This is a genomic window from Shewanella subflava (assembly GCF_025971955.1).
Classification (GTDB): domain Bacteria; phylum Pseudomonadota; class Gammaproteobacteria; order Enterobacterales; family Shewanellaceae; genus Shewanella; species Shewanella subflava.
Genome location: NZ_JAPDMX010000033.1, coordinates 46,034 through 72,046, shown reverse-complemented (window position 1 = coordinate 72,046; position 26,013 = coordinate 46,034). Strand labels below are relative to the sequence as shown.

General features: G+C 41.5%; 25 protein-coding genes. 14 read left to right on the top strand and 11 right to left on the bottom strand.

Features of this window, described 5'->3' with window-relative positions:
* Positions 1-35 precede the first annotated feature (35 nt).
* From apbC to OHT75_RS16060, 9 genes are all read left to right on the top strand, one after another.
* A complete protein-coding gene (apbC, locus tag OHT75_RS16100; RefSeq protein ID WP_406682043.1) occupies positions 36-1,157 on the top strand; it encodes an iron-sulfur cluster carrier protein ApbC in 1,122 nt (373 codons plus the stop codon).
* Positions 1,158-1,163: 6 nt separating this feature from the next.
* Entirely contained in the window at positions 1,164-1,802 is a 639-nt protein-coding gene (udk, locus tag OHT75_RS16095) for a uridine kinase (RefSeq protein ID WP_264728450.1), read from the top strand.
* 37 nt (positions 1,803-1,839) lie between these two features.
* Positions 1,840-2,427 carry a dCTP deaminase gene (gene dcd, locus OHT75_RS16090; protein ID WP_264728448.1) on the top strand — a complete coding sequence of 196 codons (588 nt, stop codon included), beginning with the start codon at positions 1,840-1,842 and terminating at the stop codon, positions 2,425-2,427.
* On the top strand, positions 2,424-3,257 hold the full coding sequence (pabC, locus tag OHT75_RS16085) for an aminodeoxychorismate lyase (protein ID WP_264728446.1): 834 nt from the start codon (positions 2,424-2,426) through the stop codon (positions 3,255-3,257). The genes dcd and pabC overlap by 4 nt, the downstream gene beginning before the upstream one ends.
* A 47-nt stretch (positions 3,258-3,304) precedes the next feature.
* A complete protein-coding gene (gene mltG / locus OHT75_RS16080) occupies positions 3,305-4,315 on the top strand; it encodes an endolytic transglycosylase MltG (protein ID WP_264728444.1) in 1,011 nt (336 codons plus the stop codon).
* Positions 4,312-4,950 (top strand): dTMP kinase, encoded by a 639-nt coding sequence (tmk, locus tag OHT75_RS16075; RefSeq protein ID WP_264728442.1) that lies wholly within the window; start codon positions 4,312-4,314, stop codon positions 4,948-4,950. The genes mltG and tmk overlap by 4 nt, the downstream gene beginning before the upstream one ends.
* Positions 4,951-4,983: 33 nt before the next feature.
* The gene (gene holB, locus OHT75_RS16070; protein WP_264728440.1) at positions 4,984-5,943 is read left to right on the top strand and encodes a DNA polymerase III subunit delta'; all 960 of its coding nucleotides are present in this window, start codon (positions 4,984-4,986) and stop codon (positions 5,941-5,943) included.
* Between the two features lie 64 nt (positions 5,944-6,007).
* Positions 6,008-6,334: a PilZ domain-containing protein gene (locus tag OHT75_RS16065; RefSeq protein ID WP_188839587.1), complete on the top strand. Its 327-nt coding sequence runs from the start codon at positions 6,008-6,010 to the stop codon at positions 6,332-6,334.
* Positions 6,335-6,377: 43 nt separating this feature from the next.
* Positions 6,378-7,166 carry a TatD family hydrolase gene (locus tag OHT75_RS16060; protein ID WP_264728438.1) on the top strand — a complete coding sequence of 263 codons (789 nt, stop codon included), beginning with the start codon at positions 6,378-6,380 and terminating at the stop codon, positions 7,164-7,166.
* A gap of 611 nt (positions 7,167-7,777) precedes the next feature.
* On the opposite strand, the gene rsmF is transcribed toward OHT75_RS16060, so the two are convergent.
* Positions 7,778-9,232, bottom strand: a complete 1,455-nt coding sequence (gene rsmF, locus OHT75_RS16055; protein WP_264728436.1) for a 16S rRNA (cytosine(1407)-C(5))-methyltransferase RsmF — start codon at positions 9,230-9,232, stop codon at positions 7,778-7,780.
* A gap of 111 nt (positions 9,233-9,343) precedes the next feature.
* Here rsmF and OHT75_RS16050 point away from each other — a divergent pair, with 111 nt between their 5' ends.
* On the top strand, positions 9,344-10,570 hold the full coding sequence (locus OHT75_RS16050; RefSeq protein WP_264728434.1) for a nucleoside recognition domain-containing protein: 1,227 nt from the start codon (positions 9,344-9,346) through the stop codon (positions 10,568-10,570).
* Positions 10,571-10,684: 114 nt separating this feature from the next.
* On the opposite strand, the gene OHT75_RS16045 is transcribed toward OHT75_RS16050, so the two are convergent.
* The 8 genes from OHT75_RS16045 to OHT75_RS16010 all read right to left on the bottom strand — a co-directional run bounded on the left by OHT75_RS16045 (position 10,685) and on the right by OHT75_RS16010 (position 18,567).
* Positions 10,685-11,500: an alpha/beta fold hydrolase gene (locus OHT75_RS16045; protein WP_264728432.1), complete on the bottom strand. Its 816-nt coding sequence runs from the start codon at positions 11,498-11,500 to the stop codon at positions 10,685-10,687.
* A 185-nt stretch (positions 11,501-11,685) separates the two neighbouring features.
* Complete coding sequence (locus tag OHT75_RS16040) at positions 11,686-12,396, bottom strand: M15 family metallopeptidase (RefSeq protein WP_264728429.1); 711 nt, start codon at positions 12,394-12,396, stop codon at positions 11,686-11,688.
* Entirely contained in the window at positions 12,387-13,517 is a 1,131-nt protein-coding gene (dapE, locus tag OHT75_RS16035; protein WP_264728427.1) for a succinyl-diaminopimelate desuccinylase, read from the bottom strand. Before dapE ends, OHT75_RS16040 begins: the two co-directional genes overlap by 10 nt.
* A complete protein-coding gene (locus OHT75_RS16030; RefSeq protein ID WP_264728425.1) occupies positions 13,517-13,858 on the bottom strand; it encodes an ArsC family reductase in 342 nt (113 codons plus the stop codon). Before OHT75_RS16030 ends, dapE begins: the two co-directional genes overlap by 1 nt.
* Before the next feature lie 363 nt (positions 13,859-14,221).
* On the bottom strand, positions 14,222-14,737 hold the full coding sequence (gene crr / locus OHT75_RS16025; protein WP_264728422.1) for a PTS glucose transporter subunit IIA: 516 nt from the start codon (positions 14,735-14,737) through the stop codon (positions 14,222-14,224).
* Positions 14,738-14,862: 125 nt separating this feature from the next.
* Positions 14,863-16,599 (bottom strand): phosphoenolpyruvate--protein phosphotransferase, encoded by a 1,737-nt coding sequence (ptsP, locus tag OHT75_RS16020; protein ID WP_264728420.1) that lies wholly within the window; start codon positions 16,597-16,599, stop codon positions 14,863-14,865.
* A gap of 9 nt (positions 16,600-16,608) precedes the next feature.
* The gene (locus OHT75_RS16015) at positions 16,609-16,866 is read right to left on the bottom strand and encodes an HPr family phosphocarrier protein (protein WP_264728418.1); all 258 of its coding nucleotides are present in this window, start codon (positions 16,864-16,866) and stop codon (positions 16,609-16,611) included.
* A gap of 96 nt (positions 16,867-16,962) precedes the next feature.
* Positions 16,963-18,567 carry a methyl-accepting chemotaxis protein gene (locus OHT75_RS16010; protein ID WP_264728416.1) on the bottom strand — a complete coding sequence of 535 codons (1,605 nt, stop codon included), beginning with the start codon at positions 18,565-18,567 and terminating at the stop codon, positions 16,963-16,965.
* Positions 18,568-18,840: 273 nt separating this feature from the next.
* Here OHT75_RS16010 and OHT75_RS16005 point away from each other — a divergent pair, with 273 nt between their 5' ends.
* The 4 genes from OHT75_RS16005 to OHT75_RS15990 all read left to right on the top strand — a co-directional run bounded on the left by OHT75_RS16005 (position 18,841) and on the right by OHT75_RS15990 (position 22,604).
* A complete protein-coding gene (locus tag OHT75_RS16005) occupies positions 18,841-19,554 on the top strand; it encodes a DUF3334 family protein (RefSeq protein WP_264728414.1) in 714 nt (237 codons plus the stop codon).
* A gap of 44 nt (positions 19,555-19,598) precedes the next feature.
* The gene (locus OHT75_RS16000; RefSeq protein ID WP_264728412.1) at positions 19,599-20,630 is read left to right on the top strand and encodes a LacI family DNA-binding transcriptional regulator; all 1,032 of its coding nucleotides are present in this window, start codon (positions 19,599-19,601) and stop codon (positions 20,628-20,630) included.
* Between the two features lie 85 nt (positions 20,631-20,715).
* Positions 20,716-21,639, top strand: coding sequence for a transporter (locus OHT75_RS15995; RefSeq protein ID WP_264728411.1), 924 nt, complete (start codon positions 20,716-20,718; stop codon positions 21,637-21,639).
* 26 nt (positions 21,640-21,665) lie between these two features.
* Positions 21,666-22,604 (top strand): DUF808 domain-containing protein, encoded by a 939-nt coding sequence (locus OHT75_RS15990; RefSeq protein WP_264728409.1) that lies wholly within the window; start codon positions 21,666-21,668, stop codon positions 22,602-22,604.
* Positions 22,605-22,921: 317 nt separating this feature from the next.
* Here the strand turns inward: OHT75_RS15990 and OHT75_RS15985 are convergent, their stop codons facing one another.
* Entirely contained in the window at positions 22,922-23,305 is a 384-nt protein-coding gene (locus tag OHT75_RS15985) for a DUF805 domain-containing protein (RefSeq protein ID WP_264728407.1), read from the bottom strand.
* A 218-nt stretch (positions 23,306-23,523) separates the two neighbouring features.
* Positions 23,524-25,983, bottom strand: a complete 2,460-nt coding sequence (locus OHT75_RS15980) for a glycoside hydrolase family 15 protein (protein ID WP_264728405.1) — start codon at positions 25,981-25,983, stop codon at positions 23,524-23,526.
* Between the last annotated feature and the right edge of the window lie 30 nt (positions 25,984-26,013).

Genomic DNA, 26,013 nt, shown 5'->3' with positions numbered 1-26,013 from the left:
TCTGATACACTTGCAGAAATTTGTCAACGGGAGTCATGCTTTTGTCTATTTCCTATCCTGATTATCAACTTGATGCTCAATTATTAACCCCAGTGTTAGCTATTTTAGATGCCCATCAAGATCCCTATTTAAAGCAAGGCTTAGTTGCTGCCGGTTGTGTGGTTAAATTAGCCATTGAAGGCAAAAGACTTTTACTCGGTTTGGTTTATCCCTATCCCTGTATGACTCAATACCGCGATACTGTTATGGCGATTACCAACAAGCTTGCAGTGTTAGATGCTATTGATGAGGTCGAATGTGAAATCGATTTTCAACCCCGAGTATACTCTGCTATTACCTCAGTTGCGCCTATTGCCAATGTTAAGCAAGTTATCGCTATTGCTTCTGGTAAAGGTGGTGTGGGTAAATCAACGACGGCGGTAAATTTAGCGTTAGCGCTTAAAGCTGAAGGCGCTGAAGTGGGGATCTTAGATGCTGACATTTATGGCCCTTCAATTCCCTTGATGCTAGGGATCCCCCATTTTAGACCGCAATCTCCCGATGGTAAGATGATGACTGCCGCCTCAGCTCATGGCATATCGGCACAATCAATCGGTTTTATGCTGGGTGATGGCGAAGCCGCAGTGTGGCGTGGTCCTATGGCGGCAGGTGCACTGGTTCAATTACTTAATGAGACACAATGGCCTGAATTAGACTATTTGATCATTGATATGCCTCCAGGAACCGGTGATATTCAGCTTACGTTGTCACAAAAGTTTCCCGTGAGCGGCGCTGTGATTGTGACCACGCCGCAAGATATCGCGTTAGCCGATGCCCAAAAAGGCATCACCATGTTCAATAAAGTGCAAATTCCTGTGTTAGGAATTGTTGAGAACATGAGTTTTCATTTATGTCCTGAATGTGGCCATAAAGAACACCCATTTGGTACTCATGGGGGCAGTAAAATTGCTGAGCGTTATAATGTGCCTTTATTAGGGGCATTACCGCTTAACATTAATATTCGTGAGTCCATGGACAATGGTGCGCCAAGCGTTGTTAAAGAGCCAGAGTCGGAAGTTTCGGGTATCTATCGTGAAATTGCCCGTCAATTAGGTGCACAACTGGCGTTACAACAAATTAAATCAACGGTTTCAATCAGTATATCGGACGACGAGTAAGCTTATATGAATTCTCAACAGTGTGTCATTATTGGTATCGCCGGCGCATCTGCGTCGGGTAAAAGTTTAATAGCCAATACCATTTTTCAAGAACTTTGCCGTGACTTGGGCACTAATCAAATCGGCGTGATCAACGAAGATGCCTATTACCGTGATCAATCTCATTTGACCATGGAAGAGCGAGTTCAAACCAATTATGACCATCCAAAAGCGCTGGATCATAAACTACTTGCTAGTCATCTTGAGCAGCTTAAACAAGGGCAAGCGGTGGATATTCCCCGTTACAGTTACACGGAACATACTCGTATGTCTGAAACCGTTGAGATGCTGCCTAAAAAAGTGATTATTCTAGAAGGCATTTTATTGTTAACTGATCCTAAGCTGCGTGATTTAATGGATGCCAGTGTGTTTATGGATACACCGTTGGACATCTGTTTTTTACGCCGTTTAACCCGTGATGTAGCGGAACGAGGTCGTACAATGGAGTCGGTGATTTCTCAGTATAAAAAGACGGTTAGACCGATGTTTTTACAGTTTATTGAGCCGTCTAAACAGTATGCCGATATCATAGTGCCACGTGGTGGTAAAAACCGAATTGCGACCGATATTCTAAAAGCGCGAATTCAACATTTGTTAGCAAGATAATCGTTGATGTTAAACGAAACACAAAGAGGCTGCATCAATGCGTCTAACTGATATCGAAATCGAACAAAGTTTAGATGAAGGGCTAATCGTTATTTATCCTAGACCACCTGCAGATGCTATTTCGGGTGTCAGTGTTGATGTTCGCCTTGGCAATCAGTTTCGAGTGTTTCAGGATCATACCGCGCCATATATTGATTTAAGTGGGCCAAGTGTAGAAATGCAGGCGGCATTAGATCGCGTAATGAGTGATAAAATTCATATTGCCGAAGGTGAGGCATTTTTTCTTCACCCTGGGGAATTGGCACTTGCTGTTACCCTTGAAACCGTGACATTGCCAGCCAATATTGTGGGCTGGTTGGATGGGCGATCATCATTAGCGCGTTTAGGTTTAATGGTGCATGTGACTGCGCATCGAATTGATCCCGGCTGGCAGGGTAAAATTGTGTTAGAGTTTTTTAACAGCGGTAAACTGCCACTTGCATTACGACCTGGAATGACCATCGGTGCGTTAAATTTTGAACGCCTAAGTGGCCCGGTTGCACGGCCATATAATCAAAGAAAAACTGCTAAATACAAAGATCAGCAAGATGCAGTGGCTAGCCGTATTAGTCAGGATGAAAAATGACACAGGTATGGATTAACCAGCAACCCAGCCAAACCGTCAGCCCGTTTGATCGTGGTTTAGCTTATGGTGATGGCTTATTTGCGACCATGCGCACTTATCCTAAATCAGCACAGCAATCTGGCATTATGTTTTTGGATTTACACTTAGCTAGATTAGCACAGGGCTGTGAGAGATTAGATATCAAATGGGCTGCCTCAGTAACATTACTGGCTCATTTATCTGAACTTGCAGAGCAGTACCCAAACAGCTGTATTAAATTATTACTCACCCGAGGTGTTGGTGGGCGGGGCTATCAGGCACCAGAGAATGCCCATGTCACAGAAATCACTTCAGTACATGAAATCCCTATTCACTATCAAACCTGGCAAAATCAAGGGGTCGCATTAGCAACCTCAAGTATTACATTAGCTCAACAACCTTTATTGGCGGGGATTAAGCATTTAAATCGGCTTGAGCAGGTTCTGATAAAATCCCAACCGCTTCCAGATGGTTATAACGACTGGCTAGTTTACGATACTCAAGCCAATGTTATTGAAGCCTCAATGGCCAATATCTTTGTCGTGAAATCACGACAAGTATTCACTCCAGCCATCAATCAGGCGGGGATCAGCGGGGTAATGCGTGAGGCGGTAATTGAGGTACTATTAAGCATTGGCATAGATGTTCGCATTCAGCGTTTAAGCCAACGTGATATTGTCGATGCAGATTCAATCATGATGAGTAATAGTTTATTTGGGATTATTGATGTTATAAAAGTCGATAAAACCAGCTATCAACCTTGGGTGCATACAATTGCTGTTGCACAAAAGTTACAAACGACATTAAGCTAAAACGCTTTGAGACAATCAACCATCATCATCCACCTAATTAGATGTCTATGAATACAATAAAAACACGATTATTAGCCAGTTTGATCCCACTTTTTACCGTCATTTGTTTGGTGGGATATTGGTTTGCAAAAGATATTTTAGCATATAAAAATCAACCGTTGGCCATTACTGAGGCAACGCAAATTACTGTTACGCCAGGCACCTCATTACTGAAGTTGACCCAAGAATTAGAGCAGCAGGGGATTGTCGCTGAGAGTTGGAAAACGCGATTTCTAGTTAAACTTGAACCTCAATTTGGCCAAATTAAAACGGGTTTGTATCAAATGACCCCTGGCGACAAACTAGTTGATTTTTTGAACAGAGTCAGACTAGGTCAAGAAATGGCGTTTTCTGTGACCTTAATTGAAGGTAAAACCATCAAAGAATGGTTACCAGTATTGCAAAACCTTGAGCATATGCCATTTGAAGACGACGTATTTAATCGTGTTTTGGCTGCAAATGGTGACACTTCTGGTTTGCCTGAAGGTAAGTTTTTTCCTGAAACCTACCATTATCGTGTCGATGATGATTTATTTTCGATGTTGCAACGCAGTTATCAGATGATGCAAACTCATCTTGCACAAGCATGGGCGCAACGCGATCCTGACCTTAAATTAAACTCGCCATATGAATTATTGATTATTGCTTCAATTATTGAAAAAGAGACCGCACAGGAATCTGAACGAAACTGGGTAAGTGCGGTGTTTAATAATCGATTAAAAAAAGGCATGCGTTTACAAACTGATCCAACCATTATCTATGGCATGGGTGACAGATATAAAGGCAATATCACTAAAAACGATATTTTGGAAAAAACCGCCTTTAATACCTATCGAATCGATGGCTTACCACCGACACCTATAGCAGCCCCCAGCAAAGCGTCTTTGTATGCGGCAGCTAACCCAGCTAAAGTGAACTATTTATACTTTGTGTCAAAAAATGATGGTAGTCATATTTTTTCATCGACTTATAAAGAGCATAACCGTGCTGTTAATGAATACCAGAGAAACAGAAAATGAGTCAAATTGGACAGTTTATTGTCATTGAAGGATTAGAGGGTGCAGGTAAGTCCAGCGCTATCGAGTTAGTCCATAGCATCATTACCTCCGAAGTAGGCCATGAGCCGGTTTGCACTCGAGAACCCGGTGGCACCCCCTTAGCAGAAAAAATAAGAGACTTGGTTAAAATCGCAGAACCTAATGATCCCTTATGTGATGAAGCCGAATGTTTACTCTTTTATGCGGCGCGTACTCAGTTAATTGCGAACGTGATTAAACCTGCGTTGGCGAAAGGGCAATGGGTATTGGGTGATCGCCATAATTTATCGTCGCTTGCCTATCAAGGCGGTGGCAGAGGACTCATGCCTTTAGTCAAAGCCATTAGTGATGCCAGCTTGCATGGTTTTAAACCCGATCTTACCTTGTATCTTGATATAGAACCCAGCTTAGGTTTACAGCGTGCCTCACAGCGCGGTGCACTGGACAGAATTGAGAAGCAGCATATCGCGTTTTTTGAACGTGCTCGTGAAACATTTCTTCAATTTGCAGCACAAGATAGTTCAATCATTGTGATTGATGCCAGTCAAACTATGGAAAAGGTGCATCAAGATATTCGTACCGAATTAACTAAAAGACTCTCATTAGTCTCTAAATAAGTGTCATGCATCTTGCTATCCACAGGGAACATAATGACCGATTACACACTGACACAATTACCATGGCTTTTAGCCCCATTTGAACGTTTTGCTCAGTTGTGTTATCGCAACCAACACAGCCATGCTCAGTTAATTCCCGTCGATATGGCATTAGGTGGGATTCAATTGGCGCATGATATGGCGCAAATGGCATTGTGTATAGATAGAACCCCCATTGGTGCCTGTGGTCAGTGTAAGGCTTGTTTATTGTTTAAAGCGGGTAACCATCCCGATTTACATTGGATCCGCAGTGATGGCAGCCAAATTAAGGTCGACCAAATCCGAGAGCTTTGCCAATCTTTAATCCATACCGCACAGCAGTCTGGTGCGAGAGTTGCGGTTATTGAACACAGTGAGCGGATGAACATTGCCGCAGCAAACGCGTTGCTTAAGACATTAGAAGAGCCAGGTAATAATACATTATTGCTATTGCAAACCGATACACCGGCAAACCTGCTACCCACAATCACTAGCAGATGCCAAAAAATAGCGTTTTTATCGCCAACTCGAAATGACATTATTGACTGGCTCGCACAGCAAAATTTACTGCCAAAAGCTGATGCGCAGGGTAAACGTCATGACGTTACCTGGTGTTTAGGTGTTGTAGGGGGCCCAATTAAATTGGCAGAGAGTTTGGCATCGAAACATTACCAACAGTTACTTGATTATCGTCAGGATTGGATGTCCAGTTTACAGTCAGGACATCTACAAAACAGTCTATTAAAATTGTCAGAACAACAAATTATTGATGCCTTGAAGGTTTTATATTTGTACTTGAGACAATATGTGTTAAAAAGTAATAAGTTAAATCCACTCATTCAAGCTAGAGTGATTGGATTGGCAGGTGATGTGATGCAGATGTGCCATAAATTAACTACAATGGCTAATGTAAATACTCAGGCTTTGTGCCAAAATTATGTTTTACAATTCAAGCATGTGCTCGCACTCACTTAACGATTATACTTATTGAGTTTATTTCGTTTCAAAATCACTTAACACAAGAGAAGTACAAGATATTATGGTCGACTTGGTGGTTAATTACGATACATTGCATCAGCTATATCGTGCCTATATGCCGTTTATAAAGCCGGCGGGGTTATTTGTGGCAACCACAGAAAGTCACTTTTTAGGCCAAGAACTCACCATTGCCTACCGTTTACCTAATACAAGCCAAGTAAATGAATTTAAAGGCTCTGTTGTGTGGATAAATCCTATAGGGGCTTCAGGTGGGCGCCCAGCAGGTATCGGGATTAAAATTAAAACCGATCCAGAAAGCCATAAACATCATATCGAAAAGCTATTAGCACAAGAATTATCATCCGGAGATTTGACCTGCACTATGTAGCTAGGTATCCTCTGCATCCCATTTGCTTAAATCATCTTTTACTATGCTAATTGACTCACACTGTCACCTTGACCGCTTAAAAGCGGCTCCTGATCATGCTACTATGCAAACGATAATGAATAATGCTAAGGCTCAAGGCGTTGATTATTTATTATGTGTAAATGTTCGACAGCAGGGTTTTGAGCAAATGCGTGCTAAAGTAGCACAGTTTGATAATGTCTTTTTATCATCAGGTGTTCATCCCTTAGATGTTAAAGAAGGTTTGGATGTTGCACAAATAAAACGCTTTGCAACGGATCCTAAAGTGGTTGCCATTGGTGAAACGGGTTTAGATTATTTCTATGCCGATGAAACTAAGTTATTGCAGCAGCAATGTTTTGAGCAACAGATCGCGTTAGCTGTCGAAGTGAACAAACCGTTAATTGTCCATACCCGTGATGCTAGAGAAGACACCATTGCCATGTTAAAAAATGGCCAAGCCGAAAAAGTGGCGGGGGTGCTACATTGTTTTACTGAAACATGGGAGATGGCAAAAGCAGCTATCGATCTCGGTTTTTATATTTCAGTGTCTGGGATAGTGACCTTTAAAAATGCTGGCGATTTACGTAGCGTTATTCGTAAAGTGCCTAAAGACAGGCTGTTAGTAGAAACTGATTCCCCCTATCTTGCACCCGTCCCCCATCGAGGACAAGAAAACCAACCGGCTTATGTTAAAGACGTTGCTGAGTTCGTGGCTGAACTACGCGGAGAAAAATATCAAGATTTAGCCGATTACACATCAGAAAACTTTTTCACTTTGTTTAAAGATGCTGCAAAATTAGTTGGGCGATGATTCACTTTCAAAATATAAATCAATCTGTTGTTATCAATATGCACAAAACAATAGATTGATTAACCTCAATGTTATGTTGCTAAATTTAAGGCAAAAAAAGACTCAAAACGATCCAGTTGTTTTGAGCCTAGGGAAATGGCTCTTTGCAGAGCCGTGCGCTAGAGTGGAGGGATAACTGTTTAAATTATAGTCAGCATCCTTTAGCTTTGCCTAATAAATTAGTGTTATTTTTTTGCATATTTTTATTCATTAAACCTTGCTGTCACAAAATCATTGTATATCAGGTTATTAACTGCAATTCTGAATAATAATCAGCATCGCAATTTGATTTATACCCATTGGGATAAAAGAGTGAACAGAGATTGCGCAGAAAAAATCGCTCAGAACAAGGCACAAATTGCAGCTGGCAAGTTGTTCTACCCTCAAAATTTCTAACGAAGTTATAAGCGATTTTAACCAGTAGGATTGATCACATTTTTTTGTTGACTGGTATTACTTGCTAAAAATAAAGCCTGAAAGTGATCAGGCTTTTTGAGTGTATTCATTGGTATCTATTGCATTGAATAGCGGGCGGTGACAAATCAGTCAATTAAAAATCGATTCAATGTGTTTTATTCAATGAAGGTGACGTTATCTTTGACTAATTCACGTGGAAGATTGTTTTTTAGTCGATGGCCTAAATGCTTTACCACACCTAATACACTATGATGATGACTGACTAACATTTCGCCCTGATTATGTTGTGATAACCATTGCTGATCTTCAATGCTAAACGTGGTTGTTTCAATGTCGCGCCCCATCAGAAATTGCTGTGCTTGCTGGCTAGACAGTTCTATACAATGTGGGTTAGATTCAGTTGTTCCAATTAACGCCTGTACCGCTTCATGTTTGACTTTAAAACCCTTTTTCATCGCATCTGCCAGTTTTAGACCAATACGTTGAAAACGCATTTTACCGATAAGTGGATTGAAACTATTCGGAAACAACCAAAACTCATCATCACGTTGCATGACATGACTGTCTGTTGGTAATGTTATCGCAAAACACTCTCTTAAATATTGTGTGAGCGCCAGTATTTGTTTCTCTGTTGCGGGTGTAAAAGGGAAGTTTTTTTGCAATTTAGGCGGCTTTTTGAGTCGCTCAACCGATGCTGTTTTTTTGATTTTAGCAACAAAGAAACCTTCACTATCATAAATTTGTGGCCAAACGTGTAAAAAACCTTCAGGGGTGCAAGCCGCTTGCGAATTTGGAAATAAATCGTTTAACGGCATAAACACTAGCGCATCTGGATAGGTTTTCTGCAGGTGATAACAAATTTGCTGATTTTCTAATTGGCTTAATGTGCAGGTTGAATATACTAAAGTTCCACCAGTTTTTAATGCTAAAAAAGCAGATTCAATTAAATCCTTTTGGGTATCAGCAATCGCCGTCACATCACTTATATCCCAATGCTTTAGCGCATTAGGATCTTTTCTGACTGTGCCTTCGCCGCCGCAGGGGGCGTCTAATAAAATGGCATCAAAGGTTTCATATAAATATTCGCCAAAAACGCGGCCGTCGAAGTGGGTCAGGGCAACATTACTGGCGCCCATGCGAAGCACATTGGCATGCAATACTTTCACTCTGCTTGCTGAATACTCATTGGCAACTAATAAACCTTGGTTTTGCATTAAAGCCGCTATTTGGGTGGTTTTTGAACCAGGAGCTGAAGCCACGTCTAAAATCATGGCAGTATTTGATACGTCATCAAATAATGCCGTAGGCGGTAACATTGAGCTGGCTTCTTGAATATAAAACAGCCCCTGAATATGTTCGATAAGATTACCAGGTTGAAGCGCTTCATCATGACTGACCCAAAATCCATCTTTGCACCAAGGAATTGATTCAAAGTGCCAGCCTTTAGGTTCCATTAGCTGTATAAATTCAGCACTGCTGATTTTTAAGGTATTGACCCTAATAGATTTTCGAAGTGGTTTATCGCAAATAGCGATAAACTCATCTAGACAAAGGTGTTCGGGTAATTCGTTAGCGATGTGTTTGATAAAATTTGGATTTAATTGAACCATAATGCAGACATTGTTCACTCTCGTGGCATAATTAACAGGATCATATCACGGAATGTGACCGCAGGGGGGTATTGGAATGACAAACCCAAATCATAATAAAAAGGAAAGTGTGTGCTGAATCGAGTTTGGTTAGGCTTTTTTATCACTGCGGCGATTGCCATCATATTGCAGCTGATTTCAGGTAATCTCACAGTATTAAACGATGCGGTTAATGCATTATTTAATAGTGCAAAACTGGCGGCTGAAATATCCCTGGGTTTGATTGGCGTGTTAGCGTTATGGATGGGATTGATGCAAGTTGGCGAGAAAGCGGGTGTTGTGGGATTGTTTGCCAAGCTTTTTGAACCGTTATTATCTAAATTGATGCCAGAAGTGCCACGCGGCCATGCTGCTTATGGCAGTATGAGTATGAATTTAACCGCCAACATGCTTGGGTTAGATAATGCTGCCACCCCGCTTGGGTTAAAAGCGATGCAAGACTTACAAAGCTTGAACCCTGTAAAAACAGTTGCGACTAATGCGCAAATTTTGTTTTTGGTACTTAATACTTCTTCTGTGACACTGGTGCCCGTGACGGTGTTCTTATATCGCGCTCAGCAGGGCGCGGCATCACCTGCTGATATTTTTCTGCCTATTTTACTGGCCACCTGCGCATCAACATTTGTTGGTTTAATGGTTGTTGCGATTGTGCAACGTATTTCCCTAATCAACATCGTAATTTTAGGTTACGGCGCGTTATTACTGTCTTTATTAATGGCCTCGATGTTTTATTTACTCAGTTTAAGCGCCGAGGCGATAGGTCAGGTGTCGAGTGTATTAGGCAATGGCGTTTTATTAGTGCTCGTGCTCAGTTTTGTGATTGTCGCGGGGATAAAAAAAGTGGCAATCTATGATGAGTTTATTGAAGGCGCTAAAGGCGGTTTTGAGCAGGCAATTAAACTCATACCTTATTTATTGGCCATGTTGTTAGCCATTGGTTTACTCAGAGCCTCTGGCGCGCTCGATTATATACTTCAAGGTTTGGCGGGTTTAGTGTCTTGGATGGGCTATGACACACGCTTTATTGATGCCATGCCAACGGCTATCATGAAGCCTTTCAGTGGTTCTGGCGCCCGAGCTATGATGTTAGAAACCATGGAACATCACGGTGTTGATTCATTTGCGGGTCGATTAGCGGCAATATTTCAAGGTAGTACAGAAACAACCTTCTATGTATTAGCGGTGTATTTTGGCTCTGTGGGTATTCGAAATGGGCGACATGCGTTGGGTTGTGGCTTAGCGGCCGATTTAGGTGGCATTATCGCGGCGATTGCCGTGTGTTACTGGTTTTATGGATAGGCCGATTGCGCTTTAATGTATTGCACAGTTTTACCAGTAAGATGCAGTGATGAGGTAAAAATGGACCCACCTTATCCGCATGCATACTGCAAATAAGGTGGCAGATAAAGTGGCTTATTGCTGCTGATAAAATTGTTGCAATAGGCTATTCAATTGTGCAGGTTGTTCAACCATGGCTAAATGGCCAGCTTCTGCAAGATGATATAAGCTTGCGCCATCAATATCATCACTCATTAAATAACTTTCTAATACGGTTCTAAGTTGATTTTCTACCCCGACTATAACCAGAGTCGGTACAGTCAATTGTTCAACTAACTCCATAGTGTCACGCTTGTAAATAGCCATGTGGGCAAAACGGCTCAACACAGGGACTTGTTTACTGTCGATATTGCGTAATTCTTGGCTGAATTGATTGATTAGTTGGTTTTCTTGCATTCCTTTAGCAAACATTAACCTACTAATTGTATCAGCAAGATTTTCAGTGATGCTTTGTGTTTGGTTCATTACGTCTAACCATTGTTGATACTTGAGGCAATTCACCTCTGGTTCAAAACCAATAAACGCATTAAGCATGACCAGTGATTTTACGTTAGATGGTTGCTGTAACACCATTTCAGCCGCGATAGCAGCGCCACAACCGTGTCCAATGATGTGATATTGAGCAATTTGTAAATCAGTTAAAAGCTGCGTTATATGCCCTGCGACATCAATTAAATTTGTTGTGTTTTCTGGAATGGTTTTACTGTCACCGTGGCCCCACAAGTCAATTGCAATACAGCGATACTGCCCACTTAAATGCTGTACTTGTGCCTGCCAAATGTGTTTGTTAGCAAATAAACCATGCAACAACACAATCACATCACCTTGACCGACATCAAAGAAATGCAATGGTTGTTGTTCGATTAAACCTTGTTTTGAATTAGATAACATAATGAGACTCAATAATTTTCAATATGGCGGTGATAATTGTTCGCTGCCAGTAAAAAGATACTCAAAAAATTGGGCAATAGCTGTCCGTTGACGGTGTTTGTCAATCTGGTCATCGACGAGCAAATTTGCCATGTGTTACTTAAAAGCCCATGCTTTAAAACCGATTAACCCTGTACAGCCACTTTTTAAACGGGTGGGGCTGCAACAAATTTAACGTAATGACTCACCAGCTTATCCAATTGAGACAATACCGGTTGCTTTAGCTCAAATTCGGCATGATGGAGTACTTTTGCTAGGTCTTGTCCTGAAAATTGATTAGTGTACTCTTTCGAAATGGGAAAGTAACTTAAATGCCATTCTTCAGTGCTGACGCCACTTTTGCCGTGTTGAAAAGGAAAGTAAAAACCAAATCGCGCTGCATTTTGTTGTAACCACAGATATAAGCTGTGACAGGGGCCACCTGCTTGGTATTCTTTGGCCACTAATTGTAAATTGTCGCGGTTGATATGACAGGCATCATACACATCGATATCAGTGCCCCAATGATGTCGAGAAGCACCAGGAAGTGCTGACCAAAGCAAAATTGCGTTGATAATTTCTTCAGATGATAAAGATATAAAATCAATGGGTTGATGTTGTAAATCGAGCAATTGACGTTTGCCTGTTGCTTTAGCATTCCAAATTGATAATTGTTTTTCAAAGCTGCGATAAGCAGAGCAGATGGCAAGCTCAATGCCATCTTTTTTTGCGGCCATTCGCATGGCCGCAAATGCGCTCGCAGTATCGCGTTGTAGCAATAAAGATTCAAACTCAACTAATGCAGAAGCATCCAATCCATATAAATTTGGCTGTAATACGGTCGAGTTTGTCGCCTCGTTAATTGTACTTAGTCGCACAATAGTTTTTCCAAAATACGCTCATAACACAGTGCCAGTTGCTCAAGATCTGCGGTACTGACACACTCATTTATTTTGTGAATTGTCGCATTAACAGGGCCTAATTCAATAACCTGTGCACCTGTTGGGGCGATAAAGCGTCCATCTGATGTGCCGCCTGAAGTTTGAGGGTCGGTATCATATCCGGTGACTTCACGAATACTTTGTTTAGTTGCTTCAAGTAATGGCCCATCGCCAGTCAAAAATGGCAGGCCATTAAATACCCAGTCAATATCGTAATCTAATCCGTGTGCATCTAATATACTCAGTACGCGTTGGATCAGTTCTTCAGCGGTCACTTCAGTGGAGTATCTGAAATTAAACATCACTTTGAGATCGCCAGGGATCACATTAGAAGCGCCTGTGCCACCGTTGATGTTAGCGATTTGAAAACTGGTTGGTGGGAAAAACTCATTGCCATTATCCCAATGCATTTGTGCCAATTCGGCTAATGCTGGTGAAGCCTTATGAATCGGATTATCGGCTAAGTGAGGGTAGGCAACGTGGCCTTGAATTCCTTTCACTGTGAGGTTGCCTGTTAAGCTGCCCCGACGACCATTTTTAACTACATCTCCCAGTTTGTGGGTTGAGGAGGGTTCGCCTACTAATGCCCAAGTAATTTTCTCGTTTCGTGCCTCAAGGGTTTCAATCACTTTGGGCGTGCCATTAATGAATGGGCCTTCTTCATCACTGGTGATCAAATAGGCGATTGAGCCTTTGTGGTCGGGATGCTTGGCGACAAAGCGTTCTGTAGCAACGATCATGGCGGCTAAAGACCCCTTCATATCGGCAGCACCGCGGCCATGCAAATAGCCATCAATAATCGTTGGATCAAAAGGCGGAGTATGCCAACGACTTAAATCGCCGGTCGGGACTACGTCGGTATGGCCAGCAAAACAAAAAACGGGTGCTTGTGTGCCGCGCCGAGCCCACATGTTAGTTGTGTCGTGAAACACCATAGATTCGATATTAAATCCGATTTTACTCAGGTGCTCAGCCATCAAAGGTTGGCATCCTTCATCCAGTGGGGTCACCGAGGCACGAGAAAGTAAATCTTTCGCTAAATCAATAACACTACTCATTATTTAAACCACGCTTGATAGTCAGATTCTTTGAAACCAACCATAACCTTCGATTGATTTTCGAGTACGGGACGTTTGATGAGGGTCGGGTGTTCCAGCATTAAAGCGATGGCTTTTTGTTCGGTTAGATCTGTTTTTTGGGCTTCATCTAAGCCTCTAAAGCTAGTGCTACGCTTGTTAAATACGCTTTCCCAACCCAAGGTTTGGCACCATTTAGTAACACTTTCCTGGGTCAGAGGTTGTTCACGAAAATCATGAAATTCGTGGTCAATGTGATGTGCTTCTAACCATTTTCGTGCCTTACGAACTGTATCGCAATTTTTAATACCATATAACTTCAATCTGTATACTCCCTTTATGATTTACAGCCGTTGGGGTGTGATGCAACATTGTGGCATTGTGAATAAACTTGAACAAGATAAAGGCGTGTATTTGAAGATATTTCACCCATTATAGCGATCGTCATAAATAACGGCTCTTGCTAGCTTATGAAAATACGCGATAACACTATTAAATTGTTAGATTGCAGGTTAAAGGCTTAGCATAAAAATTTGCCTTGTTCCCATACATTTTTGCTTGGCTATTTCTAAAAACTTATTGACTGTGAGTTGGGGGATTATTGCAAAAATGAAAAAAGCAGATACTCAAAATCTGCTTTCCCGCTTTAAGGCATTGACTCAATGACGTTATTAAGGGGTATCTTTTTATGATAACTGCACGGTAAAAATAATATCTTTTCCAGCTGTAACATGACCTTGAGGTGATTTGTCTAACCCTTTAATGTCTTCCATATTGGCAAGCACAACGGGCGTCAACAAACTTTCAACTTGTCCCTGTAAAAAGGCTAAGTCAAAGGATAAAATCGGCTCACCGGCTTTGACTTGTTGTCCTTCTTCGGCCAAACGTTTAAAGCCATTACCACGAAGCTCTACAGTACCAACACCAAAGTGAACAAAGAGTTCTAACCCCTGTGGTGACTCAATACTAAAGGCATGATTGGTTTCAAAAATTTTTCCTATAGTACCGTCAATAGGGGCAAGAATAAATTCACCTTCAGGATTAATGGCAATACCATCACCCACTATTTTTTCAGCAAATACCACATCGGGTACTTTTTCAATTGGTACAATATGCCCAGAAACCGGCGCATAAATCGCGATCCCGCCGGTTAATTCAGGTTGGCCTGAAATTAGTCGTCGAATACGGCTTAAAAATCCCATTTGAGCAAGCCTCTTGTTATTGTTGTTTTCATTATAGTTGTCTATTGCCAACTTATAACACATTCTCACCTTAACTAAATACTCCGCTTAATCCTAAATAGGCTTAATCAGATATATTCGCTGGTTTAGTGATCAAATCGGCTTTTATGGTTTAAGTTAAACGTTTTTATGGCTTCGTCAATCGCTGCATTGGAAATGAGTTGCTTAACCGTTTGAGCATGCTGATAAAATGCACTGTAATTCCCCTCAACAATACGCGCTTTAACGGCCAGTAAACTTGCAGGATTAATGCTGAGTTCATTCAAACCCATACCCATTAATAAGGGTAAGACGTTTGCATTGCTAGCGAGTTCACCGCATAGACAGACTTTAACCTTAACTCGCTGACATTTTTCAATCGTCATGGCAATCAGGGTGAGTACCGCAGGCGATAAAGGCGGATATAAGTTAGCTAATTTGAGGTTAGTGCGATCGGCTGCAAGCGTGTATTGAGTTAAGTCATTACTGCCGATACTGACGAAATCTAAATAGGGCAGCATACTCTCTAATGCTAAAACCGCAGCGGGGGTTTCTACCACAATGCCATATTCCACATTGCCTATTTTTTTGCCTTGCTCAGCGAGTTGTTGTTTGGCTTGCTTAATTAATTCAAACGCCTGAAGCAGTTCTTCAATTTGACTGACCATAGGGAACATCAATCGAATGTCACCATGACAAGCTGCCCGCAGTATGGCTTTGATTTGGGCAATAAACATATCTGGGTTAAGTAAACTGTAACGAATACCTCTTACGCCCAATGCGGGATTTTCTTCAGTATGTTGGTTTAAGCAGGGAATGTCTTTATCTGCGCCAACATCAAATGTTCTAATCGTAAACGTTTGTCCATTGAGAGCCTGTAACGCATCACAGTAGAGTTTATATTGCTGGTCCTCATCAGGTAATGCTTGGGCATTCATCAATAAAAATTCGGTTCTGAATAAGCCAATACCTTCTGCGCCCACTAACATCAGTGAACTAATATCACTTAAATTACCTACATTGGCACGTAAGGTTAATGCATGGCCATCGAGGGTAAGGCAAGGTTTATCTTTATATACTAGTAAGGCTTGCTGATGCTTGAGGTGGTCGGCAAGCTTATGTTTGAGCGATGTTTGAACGTCAATATCAGGATGGATATAAAGCACACCTTCAATGGCGTCGAGGATCAGCGATGCCCCATCGTCTATATGACCGTCTTGGCTAGACCAAGGACAATTTAATAATGTTGGAATACCCGCTGAACGCGCTAAAATGGCGGTGTGACTGGTTAAGCCACCTGACTCTAATACAATGCCTTTAATAAATTTAAGCGGCAACATGGCAAAGTCTGCAGGGGTAAGATCATCTGCCAGTAAAATGGTATTTTCAGTGAGATTCGATAAATCGTGCTGACTTTTTCCCTGTAAAGTGGTGATCAAACGCTTGGCGAGTAATAAAATATCCTGACTGCGATTGGCAAGATAGGGATCGTCAATACCCGCAATGGCCAATGCTTGTTCGTTAAAAATGCGCTCAACAGCGACAGCAGCACCGACCCGATATTGTTCAACATGCTGTTGCATATCTGTGAGCAGTGATTCATCTTCAAGCAGTAAGATATCGGCATCAATTAATTGAAAGGTATCGCAAGAGGGACAAACACGTTGTTGGCAATCTTGAAGGTAGCGAATGAGTTGTGCGATTGCTTGTTTTATGGCGTCTTTTTCAGAGGCAATGTTGGCAATTGGCAGTAAACGCAGATCAAGGGGTTGAGGATGAGTACTAATATTGAGTGCTTGTCCAAAAGCCACCCCGGTTGAAACCACAATGCCATTGACTTGCATGATAACCTCTTAGCTTAAGGTAATGAGAAGTTCAGATACCCGTTCAACGGCCTGCTGAGCTTGCTCTCCCTGTGCTAGCACCGTTACTTCAACCCCTTGATATAATCCTAGGGTTTGGAGTTTAAATAAACTTTTAGCACTCGCTTGTTTACCATTACATTCAACTATCACATCACAATCAAAGCTTTTGGCTTCTTTAACAAGTAAAGCTGCTGGTCGAGTGTGAATACCGTGCTGAGCGGTAATGGTAACGGTTTTTTGATACATGATGGACCCTTTTTAAGGATTAAGGCTAAAACCGAATTACTATACCTTAATGTAACAAGCCATCAAAGCAAGCAATTCGATTCGCTTTTTTGTGGGCTAAATCTTAAATTGTTGCAGGGTATTATCCATTTTCTTGCTAATGGATTGTAACGCATTGGCCTCATTTTCATTGGTTTTATTGGCTTTGACTACTTGGTCGGTGAGATTTGAAATTGCATTGATATTCATATTCACCTCTTCGGTGACCATCGCCTGTTGTTCTGTGGCGCTGGCCAATTGGTTGGTCATATCATTAATATTGCCAACCAGTGACAATATGATTGCCATTGCCTCGCTTGATTGGCGAGCCTTTGATTGTAAATCATCCGATTGCTGTAAAGTTTGGCTATTACTTTGCTTTAATAAGGCAATGCCTTGATGAATTTTTACGACGATTTGATTAATCTCGTTGGTTGAATCTTGGGTTCTATTTGCCAGAGCCCTTACTTCATCAGCCACAACCGCAAATCCTCGTCCATGACTTCCTGCTCTTGCGGCTTCAATTGCAGCATTGAGTGCAAGTAGGTTAGTTTGATCTGCAATGGCTTTAATGACGTCTAAAATTGAGCTGATTTCATTGGATGATTGTGACAGCGTCTCACTGACTTGGACATTATGGCGTAATTCATTGCCTAGGGCTTCACTTTGGCTCACGGTTAATTGCATCAACTTTTGCCCATGCTGAGCTTGAGTTGTTACTTCATTTGCACTTTCTGCCGTTTGCTGAGTATTACGCGCCATGTCTTGGGTGGTCATCAGCATTTGATGAATTGCTGCGGCTACGCTTTGGGTTTCTTGATTGACGTTTTGGCTGCTGTGTTGAGAGGTACTTACTGCGGTTAATAATTCAGTGGCATTAATATTCAGTTGCTTTCCAATCGGGTTAAGCTCGCCGACCACATCGGCAATTTTTATCACAAATAAATTGAATGCTTTTGCTAATTCAGAGACTTCATCTTTACCATTTTCATCTAGACGTTTACGTAAATCTCCTTCACCCGCAGCAATGTCCTGCATGGTCGCGATAGCAGTATTAATTGGGGTAGTGATTGAACTATTCAGTAATAAGAAAAAGATAAAAATGGGCACTGAAATCAACAGCATGATAATTAAATAATCGAGGGTAATTGCGCTGAGGTTGGCGTTAATATCATCGGTGTCTGCATTCGATACAAGGAAAACGTCTCGTTGCTGGTCATACATACTGGCTAATAAGCGGATGTGCGAGCGACCTTGAATATTGAATTCAATACTGGCACTGGCGAAGGTGCGGGTTTTAGCTTGATCAAATAATTGGCTCAAACTTAATTGACCGTGGCTATCAGTTAAATTGGCAATATTGGTGCTAAAAAGTGGATCAGTTGTTTGCGACAGTAATTGTTTATTAGCGTCAAATAAATAAATGGGATTTTGACTGTGTTGATTGATACCATCGAGTAGCTCAATAAGTTGCGGATCTTCAGTTTTATTTGATGTTAATTCATTGGCTATTGCGATAAAAAGGGCGAGATTGCTTTCTAGTTGATGGTGTTTTTCATCGATTAAATTGTCATATTGTTCTTTGACAGAAAAGCTGCCAAAACACACAGTGCCGATAGCCGCTAAGATAAGCATAATGAATAAGCGCTTTAAAATGGTTAACTGGCGTAATGAAGCGATCATTTGTGTTCTCATATTGTCAACTCAAGATGGGGAGTAGGATATAAGAGTTAGCGAAGTTTGTAGTGCTTATTGTCATAGATTTGTGAAGCGACCAAGAAAATATTATCAAACACTGCTCTTTGGCTACCTAATTAAAATTTACTTTAAATCAATAGGTTAATTTATAGCACAATTTTTTAGCTGACTTAATAAGCTAAAGAGTTGTTTTAATTTTGATTTTTTATCATTTTACCCGCAAGATTAGACTAATTATAAAAATAAGGTATCTCCAACATGAATGCATATCAAACCGTTAACAATGACGATATTTTGTTAAAACTCTGCCATTCAGTTTCCCATGTACTTTCCAGCACCAGTGCAAGTCAGGTGACTCACGCAGGCATGGTGCAATCTATTTCACGTACCCGATTAAAACCGGACTTAGGCTGCTTTTCTATTTTTGATGGGGGATTTTCAGGCCTAGTAGTGATCAACTTTTCAGCTGATGCTGCCATCGAAATCTACCGCCGTTATATGATTAACATGGGAATGCCAGAAACTGAACTGGCTTTTTCACATACTTCAGATGATGTTGCCAATGTCATGGGCGAGCTGATGAATCAGATTTTGGGGGATTTTATCGGCAAAATTTCGAAAGAACTGCAAACATCCATTAGTCAAAGCCAACCTAAAATGCTGACAATCAACAAAGAGTTGACCATTTCTGTTGATACTAACCTTGATAATGCCGTTGCACGCCGAGTGTCATTTAAAACTGAAAATAACCATATTTTTTATCTTGAGTTTGCGATGGATAAAACTGAATTTATGCGTTCTGAAGATTTTGAAATGGATGAAGAGTTCGATCCCGACTCTCTCATTGAAACTCACCGCCAACAGAATGTACTTGCTAACAAAGTGACTAAAACGAAACCTAAACAAGAGCAAAGTATTAAAGGCGTAGCAGTGGCTGAAGCGGATCATTTATTGAATGAGTTAGGACTTTAATTGAAAACTGATATGTGTATTTTGACAAAGGTAGAGCGATAAACATGGCATCTAAAGCAACATCGATTGATATTGCTTATCGCGCAGGCGTTTCCCAATCTACGGTTTCACGCGCGTTAAGAAACAGCCCTTTAGTAAATTTAGAAACTCGGCAGCGCATTCAGGCCATTGCCAAAGAAATGAACTATAAAGTTGATAAGAATGCCAGTAATTTGCGGACTCAGAATAGTCACACTTTGGCATTATTAATCTGTGAAGATCCGACTAATGATGATTCTATGATTAATCCGTTCTTTTTGTCTATGTTGGGATCAATCACACGTGCAACTGCCCAGCAAGGTTATGATTTATTAGTGTCATTTCAACAGCTTTCAAGTGATTGGCATGCTGATTACGAAGACAGCAATAAAGCTGATGGTATTATTTTATTAGGCTATGGCGACTACATGGATTACGCCCATAAGCTGGAGAAATTACTGGCACAAAACACTCACTTTGTTATTTGGGGTGCCGAACACAATAATAAATCCGTCTTATCTATCGGTTGCGATAACCATCAAGGTGGCGTGATTGCTACTGAACATATGCTCGCCCAAGGTCGAAAAAAAATTGCATTTTTAGGTGATGCATCGAGCCATAGCCCTGAATTTAGAGATCGCTATCTTGGTCATTGTGAAGCCTTAAAATCACAGCAAATTAAGCCGAACAAACAATTGCAGTTTGATGCCATAAGCACTGAAAGCTCAGGATTTGATGCTGCTAATGCACTGATGGATAAAGGAATAGCGTTTGATGCCATCTTTGCGGCCAGTGATTTAATCGCCATTGGTGCATTACGGGCGTTGAAGAAACGCGGTGTAACCGTGCCAACGGATGTTGCCATTATTGGTTATGATGATATTCCAGTGGCCAGTTTCGCTAATCCATCATTGACTACCATTAAGCAAAACACCCAACTGGCCGGTGAAATATTGGTTGAAAGTTTATTAAAGCTTATTCGTGGCCAAGCGGTTTCTCCCATGTTGATCCCAACTAATCTTGTTGTTCGTCAATCATGTGGTGCCACCACTGATTAATTTTAGGGTAATAAATTAGCTCAGTAAACACACTGTGATGCAGTGTGTTTATGTTGCAATAATCATTAAAGGACTGATAGATTCAATGCCAACGCTACCATTTCAACATTTGATTAAACCGTTAATCCTTCCTTTTTGCCTCATGAGCAGCTTGTTAAGCTTGCAGGGTTTGGCACAAGATTTAGAGCCTCGCAGTTATTCCAATATTCCAATCGATATGCACTTTTTGGCCGCCGGTTATGGCCGTTCTCAGGGCGGTTTATCGCCAGCGCCTGAAGTGCCATTGAAAGATTCTGATGTCGAAATCAATGCTGGTATTTTAGGTTATGCAACCACGTTTGATTTAGGGGGCAGTTCGTCAAAATTCGACATGGCTGCAAGTCGAGTCTGTATAAGCGGTTCGGCAATATTTCAGGGTGAATATGTTGAAGGCGAACGTTGTGGTTTTAGCGATCCGACATTCAGATTAACATGGAATTTTTATGGTGCGCCGTCTTTAACTCGTCAAGAATTTGCCCAATACCAAGAAGGTTTTGTGATGGGAGCGAGTTTGCAGGTAACAGCTCCGTTAGGGGATTATGATGCGAGTAAATTAGTCAATATTGGTGCAAATCAATGGGTGTTCAGACCCGGTTTTGGTGTGTCGTATAAAGTAGGTCATTGGTATTACAGCGCAAATACTACGGTGCGCTTATATCAAGACAACGATGAGTTTTATAACGGAATTTATTTAGAGAAAGCGCCACAATATTCACTTCAAGGTCATCTCATCTACAGTTTGGCCAAAGGGCAGTGGCTATCGTTGAGCGCAAATTACTTTATCGGCGGACAAACCCGTAAAGATGGTGTGGATGCCAACGATGAACAGGACAACTCTCGTTTTGGCCTCACTTATTCGTTAGCGTTAAATCAACAGCATAGCCTGAAGTTTTACGCGAATACAGGTGTGATTACGCGCATTGGTAACGATTTTGATTCATTTGGCTTACTTTGGCAGTATGCGTTATAACGCGTTTAATAAGGAATAACCAGATTATGGCAGGTGCAAGTTTACTGACATTACTTGATGATATAGCAACGATTTTGGACGATGTTGCTGCCATGAGTAAAGTTGCCGCACGTAAAACGGCAGGGGTATTGGGGGATGATTTAGCATTAAATGCTCAGCAAGTTTCGGGCGTGGCAGCTGAACGAGAGTTACCCGTAGTATGGGCGGTTGCCAAAGGCTCTTTTCGTAATAAACTGATATTGGTGCCTGCGGCATTAGTGATCAGCGCTTTTATTCCCTGGGCCATTACGCCGCTATTAATGTTCGGCGGCTTATTCTTGTGTTATGAGGGATTCGAAAAACTACACCATTCCTATACTCATCGTCAGCAAGAAAATTCACTCAATGATAATATGGTTGAACAAAAATTGGCCCAAGATGTACAAGATTTACGGGCCTATGAACAAGAAAAGGTAAAGGGGGCCATTCGAACGGATTTTGTATTGTCAGCTGAGATCATTGCCATTAGTTTAGGCGTCGTTGCGGGATCAGACTTAATGAACCAATTTCTCACCTTGTCTGTCATTGCCATAGTGATGACCGTTGGTGTTTATGGATTAGTCGCCGGGATTGTAAAAATAGATGACCTAGGTTTTTACCTGAATAAGCGTCAAGGTGAGGGGGTATGGACCCGCTTTGGGCGTTATTTGGGGTTAAAATTAATTCTCGCCGCCCCTTATTTAATGAAAACATTAACCGTTGTTGGTACTATTGCCATGTTTATGGTCGGCGGCGGAATTCTCACCCACGGCTTGCATGTTATAAGCGAGTTGTTTGAGCAAGCAAGCGGGTGGGTCTCTTATTTCGACTATATCGGCGCAGTGTTAGCGGCAATCACGCCAAGTGTATTAAATGCTTTATTCGGGGTTGTTGCGGGAGCGATAGCATTAGCGCTAATGACAATAGTGCAAAAATTACGCGGTTAGTTACCCCTTAAAGATGGGTATTGATAAGGTTTGATTGAGTGCTGATAGATAACTTCAACCGTTGCCGACAAAAAGCATATTGATGCGCTTAAACGCGACAATATGCTTTTTAGTTTTGATCTGTTATTTTTCAACTTCAATAATATGTACTGGGGCGTGTTGATCTGTAGAGATTGTTTTTGCAGCGAATAGGGGCTATTTCCCAGTCATTTTGCCCGCAAATTCACTTATTTAGCGGGCTAAACGGCGTTCATTAGTGATTGCCTGACAGAAAAATAGCCGATTGCATAATTTATCAACTGACCTTTGATTGTCAATTACGCGTTTAATTCATTATCAGCTAACATTTTAGGGTTTGGACCATATTCATTATCTTCTTTACTATCAAAACAGAATACCACTAATAAGAATAAGGCGCCCAGTAATGGGATTAAACCAATGAATAACCACCAGCCAGAATGATTAGTGTCATGTAAGCGTCTCACTGCAACCGCAATACTTGGAATAAGCACTAATAGGGTATAAACGCCGCTTAGAGCACCCAAACCTGTGATTTCATCAAAACTGCCAATGCCCATATCAATCAGTGATAGTACGAAGCTGACGATAAAGTTGAATAAGGTAAACATCCAATATTCTTTACGGCGCGCTCGTCCACTGAATACAAAATATTGTTTTAATACTTTTACATACCATTCCATTGTTTAATATCCTAATTTTGAGATTTTATTAAGCTAATATTTGGTGGCTTTATACCAAAGTTGCACAGCTAGTAGTATCAATTTCATTGTTAATTAACAAGCTAAACAGATAAAAAATACCGCCAAACTTGTCTGTTTAGCGGTATTAATGGGGGTTTATTCCATCGTGGGGGAGATGGTTGCGACCTTGACCGTATGGTTGATGGTTTATATCGATACTAAGGTGTGAGCTTCTGCTCAACAATAGGGTAGTGGTCCCACACCTGTTCATCCGTCATGGAGCGAACCAATTTAACATATTCAGCGTGAGTCCAAGCTAAAGGCGTGGCTGAATTTGTCCCTTGCCCTAACGCGTACTGGTAACGTGTTACATTGCCAACGCCATCCCAAGATTGTTCGGGTAACATTAACCCTTGGTTGGCAAAAGTTTCCATGCCTTGTACATAGGTGTTGAGTAGTTGGCTTTTTGTTTCTGGCGTAAGGTTACCAGTTGATTTTGCCAGCGCTAACTCATAATGACCGCGCTCACCGGTAAAGAATGGCCATACGCGTCCTCGCTGCTGCTCAGTATTGCCTTTTTCAGCATAACTTAAACCTGTGACAGTATCTTCGCCATAGCCATCGTTGCCATAACGTCGATAACCTGGAATTGTAGTACCATCTTTGGCATTAAATTCGTATTTTACTCTTAAGTTATCTTCAATGTTTGTATTATCCACCAGCATGACACTATTTTGAATAATAGGATCTTGGGCATTTTTCACCCCATAGCGTACCAACTCTAAAAATCCCGCATCTAAAATTAAGCGCTGGTCGATGCCCGTTTTACCATTATTATCGAGTAATTTATCCGCGGTATTTGGGGTACCATTTGGACTTATACGCAGATAAAACGGCTTAGTCTCTCCCTGATTATTTTGCGCAAATGCACCAGTGTTAGTTACCATAGTCGTCGATAATTCAGATTCGAGTTTACGGGCGGCGTTCAAGTAGTCTGAGCTACTTTTATCTTTCGCGAGGGTAGCAAGCTCACTTGCCGCCACTAGACCCGCTATTACAGCAGCTGTGGTGGATGGCGAATAACCTGCTTGTTCTTCCCAGCGCTCTTGTTGGGTACTAGGAGGATTGATTTGGGTATCATTCCAATCCAGTTTTACCTTACCGCCAGTGATTAAAAAGTCTGCAGCAGGTTTAAGCATTTGTTGATACCAGTGAGTTGCTTCAGCATCGGATAGTACACCCGCTTGCCACAACTTCCATCCTAACATGATTGGCATTGCGGTTTGATCAAGCTGTACACCCACCCATTCAATTTCGCCATCAACATGGGTTTTTTGTAAAAACCATCCTGGCGTGCCTTCATAACCGGGGGTATTCTCTGTAACCTGAACTTTTTTCAGGTATTCAAATGCCACTTTAGGCGTCTGGGTGTCGCCCATGGCTAAAAATGCCATGGCACATTGGTAAAAATCACGCGGCCAAACGGCTTTATAGCCTGTACTACCCACTTTGGCAGAAACCGTGTCACCCCAAGGGTTAGATAAAGAGGCAATTAAGGCCCCTGCATGGGTTTTATCTTCCTGAGCTTTTAACACTAGCGCACTGGCGTAAAGTAATTTGCCGCCATCTGTGGTGTTATTGGCCATGGTGGTAAGCGGGGCAAGTGAGGAAATATAATCTTTCCAGCCCACATGCTTTTCATCACCAAGGTATGCGCTTAATACCGCGTCATAACCCAATGCTAAGGTGGCATTGGCATTGTCTAAACTGGCTTGTTTATTGGCACCAAATCCAAGGGTGAAGTTAACCGTATAACTGTTGCTATTTAAGGTAGGGTATTGCGCGGTTAAGGCGACATTACCGACACGGATATTGTCGGCTGCGGTGGTTTGATAAATATTGTCTAATTGGCCATTGTCAGCCAAATCAATTAAACCGTCCGAGGTACCTACAAAGCCTGCGCTGGCTTTAACAAAGTCAACATCTGAACGAATGGTTAATACTGATGAATTGTTAGCGTTGGTATGAGCCAACAGCGCATTGCCTTCAACCTGAGCGATGTCATTAGCACCACTATTATCAATATGCGGGTTAGCATAAAGGTACGGAGTAATCCCATCTTCAAAGGCAGTGAATACCACTTTCATCATTAAACTGTCACGGTTTGGATCGGTAAAAATATGCTTTTCAATTTGGTATTTTCCATCTTTATCTTTATTGATGATTTTATAGGCTAAAGACAATGGTCGGCCTTGCGCATCAGTGTGTAAATATTCGATGGTACTGTTTGTATGATCTTTTTCAGTATCAATAAAATCCTTGCCGACAATCACAAATTGCAGTTCTTTTAACTGCGCATTGTGGATCAGGCCATACATGGTTTCGGTTAAAATGCCCTGTGCGACTGAAAACCACACTTTGCTAATTGGGTTCGCTTTTGTACCTTGATATTGCCCATCAGTGTATGGCTCATACGAGGTGCCTATGCCTGTTTTACCTGAAAATGCCCATACTGGTTCAGCGCCTGGAGCGCCAGGTGCAACTGAGCTTGCCGCCGATGGTGTAATCTGATCCGCTTTAGCCGATGGTTGCTCTGAACAGGCGGATAACCCAAGTAACCCTATGGTAATGGCACTGGTTAATACTGATTTTTTGATCACTGAGCGTGGCTTTAACATGTCAATCCCCAAATTTTTTATTGTTTATTT